Annotated in this window: 13 protein-coding genes and 1 tRNA gene; 5 read left to right on the top strand and 9 right to left on the bottom strand. The window is 60.5% G+C overall.

Going from position 1 to position 13,276, the window contains the following annotated elements; genetic code table 11:
* Positions 1-62 precede the first annotated feature (62 nt).
* Positions 63-338: an HU family DNA-binding protein gene (locus ACIQWS_RS15360; protein WP_091880272.1), complete on the top strand. Its 276-nt coding sequence runs from the start codon at positions 63-65 to the stop codon at positions 336-338.
* 34 nt (positions 339-372) lie between these two features.
* On the opposite strand, the gene ACIQWS_RS15355 is transcribed toward ACIQWS_RS15360, so the two are convergent.
* Together ACIQWS_RS15355 and ACIQWS_RS15350 are read right to left on the bottom strand one after the other, a co-directional pair.
* Positions 373-915 carry a GNAT family N-acetyltransferase gene (locus ACIQWS_RS15355; RefSeq protein WP_346305807.1) on the bottom strand — a complete coding sequence of 181 codons (543 nt, stop codon included), beginning with the start codon at positions 913-915 and terminating at the stop codon, positions 373-375.
* Positions 908-1,360 (bottom strand): SRPBCC domain-containing protein, encoded by a 453-nt coding sequence (locus ACIQWS_RS15350; protein WP_223613581.1) that lies wholly within the window; start codon positions 1,358-1,360, stop codon positions 908-910. Before ACIQWS_RS15350 ends, ACIQWS_RS15355 begins: the two co-directional genes overlap by 8 nt.
* Positions 1,361-1,679: 319 nt before the next feature.
* Here ACIQWS_RS15350 and ACIQWS_RS15345 point away from each other — a divergent pair, with 319 nt between their 5' ends.
* Together ACIQWS_RS15345 and ACIQWS_RS15340 are read left to right on the top strand one after the other, a co-directional pair.
* Positions 1,680-2,957: a hypothetical protein gene (locus tag ACIQWS_RS15345; protein ID WP_403180759.1), complete on the top strand. Its 1,278-nt coding sequence runs from the start codon at positions 1,680-1,682 to the stop codon at positions 2,955-2,957.
* 33 nt (positions 2,958-2,990) lie between these two features.
* Positions 2,991-3,215 (top strand): sulfurtransferase TusA family protein, encoded by a 225-nt coding sequence (locus ACIQWS_RS15340; protein WP_403180757.1) that lies wholly within the window; start codon positions 2,991-2,993, stop codon positions 3,213-3,215.
* 180 nt (positions 3,216-3,395) lie between these two features.
* Here the strand turns inward: ACIQWS_RS15340 and ACIQWS_RS15335 are convergent, their stop codons facing one another.
* Complete coding sequence (locus ACIQWS_RS15335; protein WP_403180751.1) at positions 3,396-4,562, bottom strand: CobW family GTP-binding protein; 1,167 nt, start codon at positions 4,560-4,562, stop codon at positions 3,396-3,398.
* A gap of 22 nt (positions 4,563-4,584) precedes the next feature.
* Positions 4,585-5,700: a D-alanyl-D-alanine carboxypeptidase family protein gene (locus ACIQWS_RS15330; RefSeq protein ID WP_403180743.1), complete on the bottom strand. Its 1,116-nt coding sequence runs from the start codon at positions 5,698-5,700 to the stop codon at positions 4,585-4,587.
* Positions 5,701-5,879: 179 nt separating this feature from the next.
* On the opposite strand from ACIQWS_RS15330, the gene ACIQWS_RS15325 reads away from it, so the two are divergent.
* Both ACIQWS_RS15325 and ACIQWS_RS15320 read left to right on the top strand, forming a co-directional pair.
* Positions 5,880-7,049: a M20 aminoacylase family protein gene (locus tag ACIQWS_RS15325; RefSeq protein ID WP_403180740.1), complete on the top strand. Its 1,170-nt coding sequence runs from the start codon at positions 5,880-5,882 to the stop codon at positions 7,047-7,049.
* A gap of 89 nt (positions 7,050-7,138) precedes the next feature.
* A tRNA-Arg gene (locus tag ACIQWS_RS15320) sits at positions 7,139-7,215 on the top strand.
* 15 nt (positions 7,216-7,230) lie between these two features.
* On the opposite strand, the gene ACIQWS_RS15315 is transcribed toward ACIQWS_RS15320, so the two are convergent.
* Genes ACIQWS_RS15315 through ACIQWS_RS15295 form a run of 5 tightly spaced genes read right to left on the bottom strand, consistent with a single transcriptional unit; the run spans position 7,231 to position 13,210 of the window.
* Positions 7,231-8,379 (bottom strand): glycosyltransferase family 4 protein, encoded by a 1,149-nt coding sequence (locus tag ACIQWS_RS15315; protein WP_403180737.1) that lies wholly within the window; start codon positions 8,377-8,379, stop codon positions 7,231-7,233.
* Positions 8,379-9,620, bottom strand: a complete 1,242-nt coding sequence (locus ACIQWS_RS15310) for a glycosyltransferase family 4 protein (RefSeq protein WP_403180735.1) — start codon at positions 9,618-9,620, stop codon at positions 8,379-8,381. Before ACIQWS_RS15310 ends, ACIQWS_RS15315 begins: the two co-directional genes overlap by 1 nt.
* Complete coding sequence (locus tag ACIQWS_RS15305; RefSeq protein WP_403180731.1) at positions 9,617-10,393, bottom strand: polysaccharide deacetylase family protein; 777 nt, start codon at positions 10,391-10,393, stop codon at positions 9,617-9,619. Before ACIQWS_RS15305 ends, ACIQWS_RS15310 begins: the two co-directional genes overlap by 4 nt.
* On the bottom strand, positions 10,386-11,714 hold the full coding sequence (locus ACIQWS_RS15300; RefSeq protein WP_403180729.1) for an O-antigen ligase family protein: 1,329 nt from the start codon (positions 11,712-11,714) through the stop codon (positions 10,386-10,388). The genes ACIQWS_RS15305 and ACIQWS_RS15300 overlap by 8 nt, the downstream gene beginning before the upstream one ends.
* A gap of 17 nt (positions 11,715-11,731) precedes the next feature.
* The gene (locus tag ACIQWS_RS15295) at positions 11,732-13,210 is read right to left on the bottom strand and encodes a GumC family protein (protein ID WP_403180726.1); all 1,479 of its coding nucleotides are present in this window, start codon (positions 13,208-13,210) and stop codon (positions 11,732-11,734) included.
* Between the last annotated feature and the right edge of the window lie 66 nt (positions 13,211-13,276).

Here is a 13,276-nt window from a genome sequence, read left to right as displayed (position 1 = left end):
GGGCGGCAACGCATGCCATACAGACGCCTTCGATCAACGAATATACTGAGGAAACCGCCAACATGAATACGTCCGATCTTATCGAGAAGCTCGTCGCTGATCAGGGTCTTACAAAGGTTCAGTCCAAGGCGATTGTTGATAGCGTTCTTAAGGGCATCACCGATGCCGTCGTCGCAGGCGACGAAGTTTCGCTGCCAGGCTTCGGCAAGTTCAAGGTACAGTCGCGCGCTGCTCGCGAAGGCCGTAACCCTGCAACTGGCGCAACGATCAAGATCGCAGCCTCCAAGAAGGTTGCCTTCCAGCCTGCAAAGGCTCTGAAGGATGCCCTCAACGGCTAATCACCGTTTGTGCTGATTTCATGAAAGGCGGTGCTCAGGCGCCGCCTTTTTTATTGTCGTTGCTGCTGCGTTCGAACCTGAAAAGAATAACGCTGTCGCCATCCTCTTCAAATTCGTCAACCGGCCGAAAGCCTGCCGCCTCCGATGCCCTGATCGCATCGAGATCGCCCGCCTCGTGCGTGATATAGGCAAACCGCTCATCGGTGAAATGCGGGAAGGCGATTTGCGCAAGATATTCCCTCAGCATCAGCGAACCGATGCCGCGCCCGATATAGTCCGGCTCGCCAATGAACAGATCGACACTGATGCCATAGTCGAGCGCGGGCAGCTCGTCCTCATAGTCCGCGTTGCGGTAGCATTGCAGATAACCGAAAGGCTGCTCGCCATAATAGGCGATGTGACAGATATCGGGCGTCTCTCCGGTGAACAATGGCCCATATTCCTCCGCAACCTCGCGCGGGGTTATCGGGTCCGGCTGATAGGAGTCACGCATATGCGGCATCATCAGCCATTTCGCCATCAATGGCAGATAGGACAGTGAGGCCGGGCGAAATGTGATTGCAGAATGTTCAGTCACGATGATCCACCGCCTGTTGATTGATAAAATTCTCAAGACTGTCGAGCGCGCCGCTCCAGCCCTGCCTGTGACGATCCCGCGCCGCCTCGTCGTAGAACTTCTCATGGATGAGTGTCAGCAATGTGCCGTCATCCACCCGTTCCAGCACCAGCGTTACCAGCGACTCCCGGTCCGGCAAGGTAATCCACATCCAGGTAAAGGCCAGGCGCTGCTCGACCAGCACCTCGCAATAGACGCCGCTGACATCGTGCTGCTCGCCGTCGGGGGTGACAAAGACGATGTGGTAGCGGCCGCCAAGGCGCGGATCGGCTTCCGCCTTCAAGGTTCTGGCTCCCGTGGGGCCCCACCAGCGCACGATCATCGAGGGATCGGTCCAGGCGGCCCACACCAGCCGCGGCGGCGCTTTCAGATGGCGTTTGAGCGTCAAAAAGGGTGCAATTGCCATTCTGTTCCTCCCTGCACGGCTGATGAAACGGGCACGCAACGCGGCCGCTCACGGGCCGGACACCAACAATTGATGAGGGCGAATGCTTCCTGTCAATGGCGTATTACAGGGCAAGTACGTGTTGCAACGGATGGATCATCTTGGAAAAACAGTGTATTTCGCCATAAATCCGCCCTGTCTTCATTGCAGGTGACAATTGCATGATTGAGCAATTTGACTCATTGCAGTAAGGCTTTATCAACTATACCGGATGCAAATAGGGGGTTGTGGATTTCAATCCACACAATTTCGGCGAAGCGAACTGGTAACAGCTGCGAAGATGAAAATACCGACACATATCCTTGCTCCGTTATTGCTGACCCTGTTTCTGGCGGGTTGCCAGGGCGCGTCGGTGTCCGACCTTGCACCAAAATCCGAAAAGCAATTGTCCGAAAAGCTGGTCAAGCTGATGAAGACCAAGGGCATGACCATGACCGCGCCGATCATGGTCCGCATCTTCAAGGAAGAGAGCGTTCTCGAAGTCTGGAAACGCAAGGACAACGGCCGCTACGATATCGTCACGAGCTACCAGATATGCAAATGGTCGGGCAAGCTCGGCCCGAAATTCATTGAGGGCGACCGCCAGGCACCGGAAGGCTTCTATGCCGTGCGCCCTGGGCAGATGAATCCGAAATCCAGCTATTACCTGTCCTTCAACACGGGCTTTCCCAATGCGCTTGACCAGGCGCTCGGCCGCACCGGCGCCAATCTGATGGTGCACGGCGCCTGTTCGTCGTCCGGCTGCTATTCGATGACCGATGCGCAGGTCCAGGAAATCTACGCCTTTGCCCGCGACGCGTTCAAGGGCGGGCAGGATTCGATCCAGCTCCAGGCCTTTCCGTTCCGCATGACCGCAGCCAACATGGCGCGCTACAAGGATGATCCGAACTATCCCTTCTGGAAAAACCTGAAGGAAGGCTACGATCATTTCGAGATCACCAAGGTGCCGCCGAAAGTGGATGTGTGCGAGAAGAAATATGTCTTCAACAACACCACCGACCCGAACGCGCCGATTGCCGCAACCGCCACATGCCCGCCCATGCAGCAGCCTGAAACGCTGAAGATGGCCTATCAGAGCTATCAGACCAATTACGAGGCCGCATTCTCCTCCATGGCCGGCAAGAGCAGCATCCAGGCGCCGAGCCGTTCCATCCAGGGCCTGAACGAAGCCAAGATCATCGCCGAATGGAGCGCCCGCCGCGCCCGCGGCGAACGCGTCACCCAGGAGCCGCCATCCCTGTCGCCGCAGGACAAGGACGCCGCGCTGAAGCCGCAGGTCATGGTCCGCCTCGCTTCCGCTGTCGCCGCCGACAAGGCCCGCGACGAGCGCGAGGCCGGCAAACGGCACCGCATGACGGTTGCCGCCATCCCGGCCGCAACCACGGCACCGGCTTCCACCGCCAATCAGGTCGCCGCCAATGTCGTTGCCCCGGTACGCCAGACAATCGCACGCGTACCGGCACCGGCGGCAGCGCCCGTCCAGGCCCCACAGGACGTGACAGCCACGGTGGCGGAACAGCCGGCAAAAAAGGCCTGGTGGAAAATCATCGGCAATTGAGCCACGTCTATTTGCCTGCCTGGAGAGCCCACCATGTCGGCTGACATCTATGATCTGCGTGGTCTGAACTGCCCGCTGCCGGTGCTGAAAACCCGCAAACGTCTGGAAACCATGCCCGGAGGCAGCCGTCTCTGGGTTGAGACCAGCGATCCTCTCGCCGTCATCGACATGCCGAATTTCTGCCTAAGCGACGGCCACCGGCTGATCGAGACGGTGACCATCGAGGGCGGCCACCGCTTTCACATCGAGCGCGGGTAACGCACCATTCGCAGATTTGCAGCAAGACCAATGCGTGGTTCGACAGGCTCACCATGAGGGAGGTGGAGGATCGCAGGGAGCTATATTCTGCAACTTTTGCGATTAGTATTGCAGCCAAACCACTTCCCTCATGGTGAGCTCGTCGAACCACGCACAACGTCCACTGCAGCTTGCTGAAGCCTAGACTTTCAGTCCCGGGATCGCCAGCGGATTGTCGAACAGCGCTGCACGGTCCGGCGTATCAACCTTCGGTTCGTTGAGGAAGGCGCTGAACAGCTGGGTCACGTAGCTTTCCGGCAGATCCTTGACGATCAGAACCAGCCGCGTCTCGCGCCGCCCTTCCGGCCATGCGGCAAGCCGCGCCGGCGGATGGAAAATCTGCTGCACGCCGTGGATGACCAGCGGACGCTCCGGATCATCGGCCAGTTGCACGATGCCTTTCATGCGCAGGAGTTTCTCGCCATGGGCCGAGCGCAGCAGATCGAGGAACATCTCGAAACCGGCGCGCGGTACCGGCGCATCGTGTGTCAGCGAGAAGGAGCGTATCGCCGCGTCGTGGCGGTTCACATCGTGATGATGATGGTCGTGGTCATGATGCTCCCCATGATCGTGATGGTGATGATCCGCGTGATGCTCAACCGCTTCACGCTCATGCTCACGATCGCGATAGGCTTCCGCCTTCAGCCAGCGCTGCACATCGATGGTTTTCGTCTCGGGATTGTAGACACCACATTCGAACAGGGCGGCATAGCCGGTGCGCGCATCGCCGACATCGATGATATCCGCACCGGGATTGAGTGCGGCGAGCCGGGCACGCAGCGCCGGCAGCCCCTGCGCGGCTTGCGGCATATCGGTCTTGGTCACGACAATGCGGTCGGCAACCGCCGCCTGTTTCACCGCTTCCTCATGCGCATCGAGCGTCGCCATGCCGTTGACGGCATCAACGGTTGTGATCACCCCGTCCACCCGGAACGCCTGCAGGAGCACCGGATGCCCCATGATCGCATGCAGGACGGGCGCAGGATCGGCCAGCCCGGTCGTTTCGATAATGACCCGCTTGAGCCGCTTCAACTGGCCCGTCTGCAGACGGTCGATCAGGTCGGCCAGCGTATCGACGAGTTCGCCCCGCACGGTGCAGCACAGGCAGCCGTCGGAAAGCTCGATGACGCCTTCGCTCGCCGTCTCCACCAGGAGATGGTCGATGCCGACATCACCGAATTCGTTGATGATGACGGCCGTATCGGCCAATGCCGGATCTTTCAGCAGGCGGTTCAGCAAGGTGGTCTTGCCCGACCCCAGAAATCCCGTGAGTACAGAAACCGGAATGGGGGCATTGAGGCCACTCATGATGACATCCTATCTTGCTGTGTTAATTCACTGTTTTTGCCGTGTTGGCCGCATCGGTGATCGATGCTCGGTCGGGCCTCGGAACCGGGATCGGGATGCGGCTCATGTCCTTGCCCTTCGCATTGGTCTTGGAAGGAAGCAAGGCAACGAGTTCCGCCTGCGGTTCGTGATCCATCCGGTACATATAGGGCGAACCCTCGATGATATGCCCTTCGACGTCCTTGCCGTCCCAGCTGTCGGAGGCGGCAGCCTCCTTGGAGCAGACGGTCGGGCGCATATTGACGGCGACATCGCGCGTGGCCGGGCCGTAGGGCTGCAGGGCCTCCAGCGTCTTGCCGGTTCCGCGGGTCTCAAACCCCTTTGCCAGCAGCTCGGCTGCCTTCGTCGCGCGCCCCTGCTGTTTCAACTCACCCAGAACCACGGTGATGATATTGCGGCCATCGCGGGTGGCCGAGCCGACCAGATTGAAACCGGACGGGCAGACAAAGCCGGTCTTCATGCCGTTCGCACCCTGGAACCGGCCGATTAGTGCATTGAAATTGGCCTGGATCTTGTTGCCGGAATCAATCGCCTCAATATCGAAATAGTGCATGTATTGCGGGAATTCGCGCCGCATCTGCACCGTCAGGATCGCCAGGTCGCGCGCCGTCGTATAATGATCGTCCGAATGCAGGCCGTTGGGATTGACGAAATGCGAGCCGTACATGCCCAGACGCTTGGCTTCGGCATTCATCAGCACGGCGAATTTTTCCGATGAGCCGCCCAGCGTCTCGCCGACAGCCATCGCCACATCATTGGCCGATTTGACCATGAGAATCTTCAACGCGTTGTCCAGCGTGAGCTGCGAGCCGGGCTTGTAGCCCATTTTGCTCGGCGGCTCCTTCGCCGCACGTGCCGTCACCTTGATCGGCGTGTCCAGGGTGATCTGCCCCGATTCGATCATGCGGAAGGCCACATAGGCGGTCACCAGCTTGGTGAGGGACGCCGGATACCAGCGCTGGAACGCATCTTCCTGCGACAAAACCTCGCCTGTACCGACATCGACGGTGATGTTCGGGCCCGCAAGTGCCGCTGTTGCCAGGCCCGCGGTGGTTGACACCACGCAGCCTGAAAGAAAGAGTGCTACAGTTTTCCGCATTCCAGATATCCAGCCTGTCTGTATAAAGAACCAGGGAAATGGCCTTGTGATTTCATTGCCGGGCTTCCCGCCGGGTCGCAATGGCCTTATCTATCCTATGTGGCAGGCAAAAGGCAAAACACCTTTGAACTGTTCACTGAATTGTCAGATGTAGTCCGCACGTTTGGAGTTTCAACACTATGCCCTTGCTTAATCGCGCCATCGAAATGCAGGAAGAAGTCTCCCGGTGGCGGCGCCATCTGCACGAGAATCCGGAACTGATGTTCGATGTCCACGAGACCGCGACATTTGTCGCGGACAAGCTGCGGAGCTTCGGCGTCGACGAGGTTGCCACCGGCATCGGCCGGACCGGCGTCGTCGGCATCATTCGCGGACGCCACGGCGAAGGACAGACGGTTGGCTTGCGTTCCGACATGGATGCGCTCCCCCTCAATGAAATCACCGGCAAGCCCTATGCATCGAAAAACGCCGGCAAGATGCATGCCTGCGGCCATGACGGCCATACGGCCATGCTGCTCGGGGCGGCACAGTATCTCGCCGAAACGCGCAACTTCAAGGGTTCGGTCGCGGTGATCTTCCAGCCGGCGGAGGAAGGCGGCGGCGGCGGCCGCGAGATGGTCAAGGAGGGCATGATGGAGCGCTTCGCCATCTCCGAAGTCTACGGCATGCACAATACGCCCGGCCTGCCCGTCGGCCAGTTCGCCATCCGCAAGGGGCCGATCATGGCGGCAACGGACGAATTCAACATCACCATTGAGGGCCGCGGCGGCCATGCGGCCCAGCCGCACCGCACGATCGATCCGGTGGTGATCGGCGCCCAGCTCGTCAACGCGCTGCAGACCATCGTTTCGCGCGGCACCGATCCGCTGGATTCGGTCGTTCTGTCCGTGACAAAATTCCATGCGGGCGATGCACACAATATCATTCCGCAGAAGGCCGAGCTCGCCGGCACTGTGCGCACCCTGCGCTCAGAAATGCGCGACTTTGCCGAGAAGCGCCTGCGCGAAGTGGCCGAGGGCGTGGCGACGGCTCTCGGCGCCGTTGCCAGGGTGGACTACGACCGCAACTACCCCGTCACCTTCAATCACGACCAGGAGACGGAATTTGCCGCGCGCACGGCGCAGAGCGTGGCCGGCAGCAAAGCGGTCAATCTGGAGGTCGCGCCGATGATGGCGGGGGAAGATTTCTCCTATATGCTGGAAGCGCGTCCCGGTGCCTTCATGTTCATCGGCAATGGCGAGAGCGCCTCGCTGCACAATCCGGCTTACGACTTCAACGACGATGTCATTCCGCACGGCATCAGCTACTGGGTGCAGCTGGCCGAAAGCGCCCTTCCCGCCGCATCCTGACGTTTTGAGAGGTGGCCTCTGAAGATGCGTGCATTTCACGCATCTTCAGACTTGGCGTCGCGGCGGAAAAACAGTATGTCTGGCCGCATGGTCCCGTAGCTCAGTAGGATAGAGCGACAGATTCCTAATCTGTAGGCCACTGGTTCGAATCCAGTCGGGATCACCACTCTTCCCCAAGAGATCAGCGTGGTTTGCGCTTCAAAACGGTGTTGTAAACATCAAGTGTCTGGTCCGCGATGTTCAGCCAGCCATATTGTTCTGCCACAAGAGCGCCCTGCTCCGCCGCTTTGCAGGAATCGAACGGCACGGCGAGTTTTGACCGCATCGCCGCGGCCAGTTGCTCAATGTCGCCAAGCGGGAAATAGTCCTGCGCGGGCAGGCCGATTGCAAGGTTGGCCGTGATGTCGCTGGCAAGCACCGGCAGTCCCGCGCCCATCGCCTCGAGCAAGGCAATCGGCATGCCTTCGTGGCTGGAAGGCAGGACGAACAAGCCGGCATTCTCATAGAGGATGGAGAGATCGTCACCCGTCTGCATGCCCGCGAGAACCACACCGGGAACATCAGCGGCAAGCTTTTCGACGTCCTGCGAATAATGCGCCATGTATTCGGCCGATCCCACCAGAACCAGCTTGACCGTAGGATCGGCCAGTTTGGCAAAGGCCGCGATGAGATCGTGCTGGCGTTTTTCCGGCACGATGCGTGCAACCAGCATGATGTAGCGCCGCGACGTCAGCCCGAGTTTGCCGAGAATGCCCGTATCCGTCTGGCTCCGGCGGACCGTCACGCCGTTCGGCACATATTGCACCGGCACGCCGTAGCGGTTTTCCATGGTCAGCGCGATGTCGTTGGACACGGCAATGCGCGCGCGGGCAAAGCGCATGCCGGCCTTCTCGCCCAGTTTCAGCATGAGCTTGGCAAGGCCACCCCATTTCTGCCGGTCGTAATCATAGCCGTGATGGGTGACGACGACCTTCAGGCCGAAGAGGCGGGCCAGCGGCGTCATCAACGCCGGGCCGATGGCATGAATGTGCAGGATATCCGGACGATGATAGGCGGCAAACAGCACGCCGAGCGCCGTATGGGCGATCGCCTCGAATTTCACCGAACCGGGCGACCACAGCGGATGCACCTTCACCCGCTTCCACGTATAGGGATCGGGCGTCAATAGGTAACGCCTGCGGCCGAGAACCGTGACATCCCAGCCCTTGTCGACAAAATGCCGGCTGAGTTCCTCGACATGCTTTTCCACGCCGCCCTGCACCTCGGGGATGCCGCGCAGGCCGAGCATCATCACCGTGGGTTGCTTTGCTGCACCGCGTCCGTCAGCCATCAGGATACTCCAAGCGTGGCGTAGAGATCGACCATGCGGTCGCGATAGGCAGCCGCCGAGAAGTCGCGGGCGATCCACTCGCGGCCATTCATGCCCATGCGCGAACGGGCGGCGGCGGTCAGGTCCGCCATGGCGCCGATGGCACGCGCCAGGTCATCCGCATCGCCGGCAATGGCGGTCATGCCCGTTTCGCCCTCGCGGATCATTTCCGGAATGCCGCCGATGGCCGCGCCGATGACCGGCCGGCCGAGCGCATAGGCTTCCAATATGCTGACGGGCGCGTTTTCATACCATTCGGAGGGCAACACCAATGCCCTGGCTTCGCCGATCAGGCGGCGCAGATTCCCGCCCGAGACATATCCGGCGAACGTCACATCCGCACCCAGCTCCGCAACGAGGGCCTTGAGCATGGCCTCGTCCGGGCCGGTTCCGGCAATCACCAGCCGCTGCTTTGCCAGCGCCGCGGCGCGGATCAGGGTAGCCAGCCCCTTCTCCGGCGCAAGACGTCCGGCAAAGACGAAATAGTCGCCTTCGCTCCAGCCGGTCGCGAATTCCTGCGTATCGACAAAATTCGGGATATAGACGAGCTGTTCCGCCGGCCAGCCCCATTCGATCAGCTTCTCGCGGTAGAACCTGCTCGGCACCACGAACCTGTCGACCTTGTTCCGGTAAAGCCCCAGCCCGCGATGCACGATGGTCTCCAGGAACACCAGGCCGCTAAGGACAAGCGAGCCCTTGATGCAGCGGTGCCGCACGACATTGTAGATCCGGCCGCCGCGGCACTCCTCGCAGACATGCCCGTCAACCAGCATCTTGTAGGCGGGACAGGCCAGCTTCAGGTCATGCACGGTCATCACGGTCGGAATGCCCGCCTTTTTCAGCGTGGCAAAGATCGAGGGCGAGAGGTGATGATAGACATTGTGCGCGTGGGCGATGTCGGGCCGGGCCTGCTCGATCAGCGCTTCGATGCTGCGCTGCGCCTCGAAGGAGTAGATGATCTTGCCGGCCTGGGCGACTTTGGTCAAAAGGCTGCTTTCCCGCCCATACTCGATTTCAGAGACAAAATGCTCCGACCAAGCAGAGGCATCATTGTCCGGATGCTGCATGGCAAAGGGAATGACCTCCCAGCCAATCTCGGAAAAGAGCTGCATGTGCTCGAGGAATATGGCTTCGGCGCCGCCGCGCCGATAGAAATAATTGTTGATCGCGAGCAGGCGCTTCGACGGGGTGGAGGCGTTCACGACGGATGCCTCCCCGCGCTGAATTGTTCCAGCGCATCCCGCACCGGCAGGACCGTGCATCCCCGCGCCAACGTGTGGGCGACGAGGCGTTCGAACGTCTCCGCCGTACACCCGAAATCCGTCGGCTGCGGCGCGATATCGTGGGTGAAAAAGATAAGCCAGCCGGGCTCCGCGATCAAATGATCGATCCAATGGGTCAGGCCGCGCGCATGGCTTTCCGGCTGGCGGATTTCCACGCCCCAGAGAAAGGCCGGATTGACGGCGCCGCGATTGATGCGTTCGCCGCCGGCACGGCAGGTTTCGAAACGGCTGCCGAAAATGCCGCGCCCCCGGAACGAACCGGCATTGTAGGGATAGGCGAAATTGCGGCGGCGCTCCTGCGGTGCAACACTGTCGAGATAGGCCTTGTTGCGCTGCAGATCCGCGGCAAGCCGCCGGTTGCCCATGTGAGACACCTTCGTGTGGGAAAAGGTATGGCAGCCGATCTCATGCCCCTGCTGCGCCAGGGCCCGGCATCCCTCGCGGGAAATCAGCGTGCGCCCGGGTTCAATCTGTCCTTCCAGCGACCCGGCGATATAGAACGTGCCGCGGACACCATAGTCCTCGAGTATGCGGGCACCGTTGGTCAGCGCCGTATCGGGCACGTCATCGAAAGTGAAGGACACGACCGGTCGCGATACGGGTATGTTCAGGCGCGGTCCGGGCATCCGGCGCATCAGCCTGTCGGTGATGCGGTCCGACCAATAGTCCAGCTTTTTCAGAATGTCAGGCATGGGCGACCGTCAATCTATCTTGTGAAGGTGTTGGGCTGACAATGCTGGCATTTGCTTGCAAGCGCAGGCCGAACACGGCGAACAGGAATGCGAACCATAACGGGCTGCCGCTCTGGAAGAACATGCTTTCCACGCAGGCCGTGTAGATCCCGTACAGCCAGACGCGAACAAAAAGCCGTGTGAGGGCGGGATTGTTGGCGGCTTTATCCGCCCTGCCTACGTCGCGCAGCGGCAGAAAAAGCAACCATATAAGCGTGAGAACCAGGCCCGGTATCCCGGTTGTCAAAAGCGTGTCGAGATAGCCGTTATGGCCGTTATAGGCGGCAACGGCCCAGGTCTCGACATTGCCGCCGCTGTAGACCAGTTCCTCGGTTTGCCAGAATGACTGGAATCCATAACCGGTAAAGGGCTTTTGGGCGATGGCGGAAAAGGCGAAACGCCAGATGTCCGTCCGGTTGGTAAAGGTGGCATCGATGCCGGCGGAGGTGATGAGGGATCGTATCGGTTCGAACACCGCCGATCCCACGGCAAGAATGTTGAACATTGCAATCCCGGCAATGCCGATCAGCGGCCGCGTCCACTTCCAGCGCTCGAATATCCAGGCAAGGATGAGAACACCCGGCAATGCGGCGGTGGATGTCTTGCCGCCGGTGTGCAGCAGAAACACCACAGAGAGGACAATGATGGCGATACCTGCCAGTCTCTGGCCTGCGCTATGGACGAACAGTCCGAAGAACACCGCCATCACCATGACGGCGGCCGCGACGTTCTTGTGGGGAAATTGACCACGCCAGAAACCCGCATTCATCGGCTCGCGGATTTCCGATGCCTGGTGAATGGCGCGTGTGGGAAGGGCGATCACGCCAAAATAGGCAAAGCCCAGCATGATGAGCGTCGCCAGGCCAAGCAGCTTGCCAAAATGCCGGTCGGACTGCGGCAGCAGCAGGAAGACACTGGCGTTCACGCAAACCAGAATGGCAAGGACGATGCGTTTGAGGGCGATATCCGGATGCGCGGACAGTGCGGAGACCAGAATGAACCAGGCGAACAGCAGGACGAGCAGCCCGCGCGGCTGCATGATCGTCCGACGCATGGGGCTGCTCAACCCGAAGGCGATCAATCCTGCCGAGAGAACCAGCGTGACAAGCTGATTGACCAGGTTGGAGTTTCCAGCGCTCGGATCGACCGAAGCCGCGCCTGTCAGATCGACATAGGGTGTGGTGGTGATCCAGAAAAACAGGAAAATCGCCACGAACAGCAATGCGCCGACACCACCCGCTGCAAAGGTCGTGGGCGCAGTTCTGGTTTCGATTGTTCCCATAAAAGAACGTATCCTGCTTAACTGTTCTTCGCCTTGCGCTCGGCGCGCATGACCCCAAGCAGGCCGGTGGCGATGGCAAGGCAGGCACCCAGGCCCAATCCGGCAAATGTTCCGCCAGCGGCAAGCAACGCCGTGCGCGGCGGCCAGCTGCGGCGCAGGGGCGGTATGGCGGACGAGATCACCCGGATATTGGTGCTGTTGAGCTGCTGGCGCTCTGTCGTTTCGCCGGCGCGCGTCAGGAAGGTCTGGTAGATGGCGATTTTCGTTGCCATGTCGCGTTCCAGATCGTTCAGCCGCACCTGTGCATCATTGTCCATGGAAACGGAGGAGCGCGCACTTGCCGCCTGCTGCTTGAGCGCATCGACCACGGATTTCGCCTGGTCCAGATCGACCTGCGCTGCCCGCAGGATGCGCCCGGTTTCCTGCGATATCTGCTGTTCCAGGCCACCGAGCTGCGATCTGGCGCGGATCAGTCCGGGATAACGCGGCCCGTAGGTGATCGACATGGAATCGACCGTCTGCTTGACCGTCGCATATTGGGCGCGCAGGCTGGCGAGCGTGGGCGACTGCAATGTCGCCGACGGGCTCGTCTGATTGGGTGTCGAGGCTGTCAGCTCGTTGTAGCGCGACTGTGCTTCGACCAGCCGGGCATTGGCATCCACCAGCTTCACGTTGATCTGCGCCATGGACTGCGAACTGATCAGCTCACCGGCGCTGGTCTGGAGACCATGATCGCGCTTGAATTCAGCCACCTTGGCCTCCGCATCGGATGCGCCCTGCTTCAGCTCGGCCAGCCGGTCGGTCAGGGCCGAGGCCGCGCGTCCGGCGCCGTCGGCCTCCGCCTGGGCGACTTCCTCCTGGAAGGCCTTGGCCAGCGCATTGGCAATGCGCACCGCCGTATCGGGATTGTTGGCCCAGGCCGCGATGGTCACCATGTAGGAGCGTTCCTGGCGGCGTGCGGTTATTCTCTCGGACAGGCTGCGCATGGCTGCCAGCGTTTTGTCGGCGACCGCCGGCTTGCCGCCGAACAATGCACCGAGACTGAAGCCCGGACCATCCGTGCCGACAAACTCCGGATCGCTGGCAAGGCCAAGCTCACTGACGACGCGCCGCAACACATTGCCGGAGGTCAGCACCAGCATTTTGCTCTCGACGTCGAGCAGCTGCGTGTCGCCCTGCTGGTTCTGCACGTAGATGTCGTTCGGCAAAACCTGAAGATTGGCCGGCGGCACGAGCAGGTCCGTATAGACGGTATAACGCGGCTTCGCGCCCATCCCGTAACCGATGCCGATCAAGGCGCCAACGACGGCCCCGATCAAAACCCAATACCAGCGGGCAAGCAGCCAGGAAATCAGCGAACTCACATCGATGTGCGGCAGGGAAAAGGCAGCGGCCGGAGCCGGTTTCCGATCGTCACGCACAGGAGGCTCGACGACAGGTCCCTTGATAGGAGCTGCCGGCTGCAGTTTGCCCGTCGCGTCACGCAGTTTGTACATTCAACAATACTCTGTAAGCATCAATCAAACCGTAACGGTTTAACGGTAATGTATATCTAAACGATA

This window comes from Phyllobacterium sp. NPDC097923, from assembly GCF_044760925.1.
Lineage (GTDB): Bacteria > Pseudomonadota > Alphaproteobacteria > Rhizobiales > Rhizobiaceae > Phyllobacterium > Phyllobacterium calauticae.
The sequence above is the reverse complement of the archived record's forward strand: the minus strand, read 5'-3'. Positions and strand labels throughout refer to the sequence as shown.

Coding starts and splice junctions, on each gene's coding strand:
- ACIQWS_RS15295 (WP_403180726.1), bottom strand. CDS start 13,210: ATGTACAAACTGCGTGACGCGACGGGCAAACTGCAGCCGGCAGCTCCT.
- ACIQWS_RS15360 (WP_091880272.1), top strand. CDS start 63: ATGAATACGTCCGATCTTATCGAGAAGCTCGTCGCTGATCAGGGTCTT.
- ACIQWS_RS15330 (WP_403180743.1), bottom strand. CDS start 5,700: ATGCGGAAAACTGTAGCACTCTTTCTTTCAGGCTGCGTGGTGTCAACC.
- ACIQWS_RS15305 (WP_403180731.1), bottom strand. CDS start 10,393: ATGCCTGACATTCTGAAAAAGCTGGACTATTGGTCGGACCGCATCACC.
- ACIQWS_RS15325 (WP_403180740.1), top strand. CDS start 5,880: ATGCCCTTGCTTAATCGCGCCATCGAAATGCAGGAAGAAGTCTCCCGG.
- ACIQWS_RS15300 (WP_403180729.1), bottom strand. CDS start 11,714: ATGGGAACAATCGAAACCAGAACTGCGCCCACGACCTTTGCAGCGGGT.
- ACIQWS_RS15345 (WP_403180759.1), top strand. CDS start 1,680: ATGAAAATACCGACACATATCCTTGCTCCGTTATTGCTGACCCTGTTT.
- ACIQWS_RS15315 (WP_403180737.1), bottom strand. CDS start 8,379: ATGGCTGACGGACGCGGTGCAGCAAAGCAACCCACGGTGATGATGCTC.
- ACIQWS_RS15340 (WP_403180757.1), top strand. CDS start 2,991: ATGTCGGCTGACATCTATGATCTGCGTGGTCTGAACTGCCCGCTGCCG.
- ACIQWS_RS15335 (WP_403180751.1), bottom strand. CDS start 4,562: ATGAGTGGCCTCAATGCCCCCATTCCGGTTTCTGTACTCACGGGATTT.
- ACIQWS_RS15350 (WP_223613581.1), bottom strand. CDS start 1,360: ATGGCAATTGCACCCTTTTTGACGCTCAAACGCCATCTGAAAGCGCCG.